The organism is uncultured Methanofollis sp. (genome assembly GCF_937919355.1).
Classification (GTDB): domain Archaea; phylum Halobacteriota; class Methanomicrobia; order Methanomicrobiales; family Methanofollaceae; genus Methanofollis.
The window spans coordinates 1-3189 of the sequence record NZ_CALFSA010000174.1; the positions used below are offsets into that span (position 1 = coordinate 1).

General features: G+C 59.6%; 3 protein-coding genes. All 3 read left to right on the forward strand.

Annotated features, from left to right (window positions below):
- Window positions 1-473, forward strand: a 473-nt coding sequence (locus Q0520_RS08770; protein ID WP_298668968.1) for a ferredoxin domain-containing protein, incomplete at its 5' end; no start/stop codon positions are given.
- 8 nt (window positions 474-481) lie between these two features.
- Entirely contained in the window at window positions 482-1564 is a 1083-nt protein-coding gene (locus Q0520_RS08775) for a GHMP kinase (protein WP_298668971.1), read from the forward strand.
- Window positions 1565-1773: 209 nt separating this feature from the next.
- On the forward strand, window positions 1774-3057 hold the full coding sequence (locus Q0520_RS08780; protein WP_298668974.1) for a hypothetical protein: 1284 nt from the start codon (window positions 1774-1776) through the stop codon (window positions 3055-3057).
- The last annotated feature ends 132 nt before the right edge of the window (window positions 3058-3189 follow it).

Here is a 3189-nt window from a genome sequence, read left to right on the forward strand (position 1 = left end):
AAGGCGTCGACACAATCGAGGTCAGGGTGCTCACCGGCACCGACCTTGCAGGACTCGCGGCGGCGATGCGGGCCTATGGCGAGGAGCATAACCTCGCCTTCTTTCTGCGTGACGCAAAGAACATCGAGAAAGCGGATGCATGTGTTCTGATAGGGTGCAGGGGCCAGCAGACCGCAGGCGTCAACTGCGGCGGGTGCGGCCACCCGACCTGTGCGGATATGGCCGCCGCTATCAAGACGGCGAGAACAGATGACGCCCCCTTCAAAGGGCCGAACTGTGCGGTCAGGATCACCGACCTCGGCATCGCCGTCGGGTCGGCGGTAAAGGTGGCGTCCATGCACAACGTCGACAACAGGGTCTTTTACTCCGGCGGCGCCGGCGCCCGCACTCTCGGACTCCTCCCCGACTGCACCGTCGTTTATGCCATCCCCCTCAAGGCATCAGGGAAGAATATCTTCTTTGACCGCTCATAGAAACAGGCATGCCATTGATGAAGATCAGGGGCGGCGACCTCGACCTCGTTGAATACGAGTTCGAGCCCTTCACAGCAGGGACAAACATCCGCCCCCTCAGGATCGACCGACCCCTCAGACCTGTGCCTCAACCAGGCACGTTTACGGTCCGGGCCCCGGCACGCATCCACTCGACAGTCCTGGACATGAACCGCTTCGCTCCCGACCAACCGGGCGGGGGGGGTTTTGGATATGCCGTCCAGGTGTACAGCACAGCACGTGCGGAGTGCACCGCCGACGGCATCGAGATCGAGTATGAGCGTACGCCGATCATCAGGCATATCGTCGAAGCATTCCGGGCGACAGTGGGGTACACGGGCGGGTTCAGGATCGCCGCAAGCGACCACCACTACAAGCATGTCGGCCTCGGGTCGACCGGGACAATGCTCCTTGCCGTCTGTCACGCAATGAACGCGGCTCTCGGTTCCCCTCTCACCGCCGAGGAACTCCGCATCCTCGTCGGGAAGAACTTCGTCGAGGAGACGGCCGAAGACAATGACCGGGTCGCCTTCGGCTTCGAGACCGGCGTCGGCCCGGCCGCAAGCACCTACGGCGGCTTTGTCGTCATGGGCGACGAACTGACCATCGCATACCGCCATCCCTTTGCCGAGGGAAAGAATGTCTTCGTCATCATCCCGCAGAGCGGCATCTCCTCCTCGGGAAAGAGTGAGTTCGAACTCCTCATGAACCGTGCACGCGACCTTGACTACCGCGATCGCCCGATCAAGGCTTATATGGTCCTGATGGACCTGCTGCCCGCGCTCGAGCGGGGTGACCTCAAGAAGGCCGGTGACGTGATGTGGGAGATCGAGTTCAGGGGATCGAAGAGGGCCGAGATCGAGCACCACGACTTTGCGATCTACAACATCATGAGCAGACTGCGCGAGGCAGGGGTCGAGTTCGTGGGCATGAGTTCGGTCGGTCCATCTATCGCCGTCATCACCGCGAAATCAGAAGATGAGATCAGGGAGATCGCCGACGGCCTCGGCCTCTCGGTGGCGCTCTCGACGGCGGTCGACAACGAGGGACTGAAGGTCACGCATACGGCGTGAGTGGAACGTCGGAGACAGACCAGAAAATTTAGGGCCTGGCGGCCGGGCTAACCCAGTGGGCCCTGCCGGCAAACACCCTCAAGAGAGTGACTGTCTCTTTCCGGGCACGAGGGGAAAAGCCGGGTGACGGAACACTCGTGCACTCGATCGAGGCCAAAAATATGAAAGATGAGAGTTGTACACGTGTTATATCAGAGGTGGGACTTCCTATGGCAACAGGTACATTACATGCACAACGGATAAAAAAAGGGATATGCTGCCTTCTCCTGGGCAGTCTCCTTGTCATATCGGCAGGAGCGATCTCCGTCGACTGGACGGGGGAATTGAATACAACCTTCCACAAGGGGACGTACACCGACATTTTCGCCGCCGGACAAACAGGGGACGGGGGATACCTGCTGGGCGGATTCGGGTACGGCAACGGGAATGACAGCGCCCTTCTCATAAAAACCGATTCAAAAGGTGTCGAGCAGTGGAATACCACGCCCGGGGGTGACTGCGTCGTCGCCGTTGTCCCGCTCGAAGACGGCGGGGCAATTGTGGGGGCATATACCGTCGACGGCGGTTTTCTTACCGTCACCGACTGGGCCAATGCCACAGGCGCATCGAGTCTCAGCAGGATTGATGCCGCCGGGACCCCTCTCTGGAATGTCACCATTGATGGACTGCGTCTCACCGGTCTCGACAGATTGCCCGATGATAAAATCGCGGTGAGCGGATGGTTGTGGAAACATGCCGGAGAGACTGAGACATTTGTCGGTATCTACGATCTCGCGGGTACGGAGGTCCGGGCAGAGACCTACCCCGAAAGAGCGGCACGCACCATTGCCACGGCAGCAGACGGGTCCATCTTCGTCGGGGGGACAGATGGACCGACGGTCGAGGGGTCTGTCTCCTCGTGGATCATGAAGACTGATGCCTCGGGAAAAGAGATGTGGGCTAAAGATCTCGCCGACCGTATTCTCCTGACGTCTCTGGCAGTGGACGACGGGTATCTGCTCGGCGGATCGATGACTTCTATCAATAATGAGACCGGAAGGGCCACGGTCATAACAGATGCGTGGGCCGCGAAGACCGACGACGCAGGCGTCATCGAGTGGGAACAGAAAATACCCGGCTTTGAGGTCCATGCAATGGCAGAAATTCCGGGAACGGGGTATGTCCTCGCCGGGCGCTGGGGTTCTGTGCCGCAGGTCCAGGTCATCGACTATAACGGGAAGGTCGTCGACGGTCAGGTCTGGAATGCCTGGAAAGGCAGACTGAGTTCTGTGTTCCTGACGCAGTCCGGAGAAATTGTCTCTGCCGGGTGGTCGAGGATGGACGGTAACGCTGATGGATGGGTCGTCTCGAGTGCGGCCGTACAGGATGCCGGGATGTCGACAGAGACCCCGACTCCATCGCAGACCGGGACGCCAGAGGCACCGGGCTTTCTCATTGCGACTGCGGGTACCGCTCTCGCTATCGCCGGGTTCCTGAGGTACGGAAGGAAATAAATTTTCAGGACTCTGGAGGACCAGAGGTCGGGTTGACATACCGTGTGCAGGAATGCAAGGCGGGTGTCTCCCCTCCGCTTCTCGGTCCTGCATTCGTTCTCTTTTGCAACCTGCAGCGATGATAAAATAGAT

Excerpts from the sequence above, each read along its gene's own strand:
- Q0520_RS08775 (WP_298668971.1), top strand. The coding sequence starts at position 482 with ATGCCATTGATGAAGATCAGGGGCGGCGACCTCGACCTCGTTGAATAC.
- Q0520_RS08780 (WP_298668974.1), top strand. The coding sequence starts at position 1,774 with ATGGCAACAGGTACATTACATGCACAACGGATAAAAAAAGGGATATGC.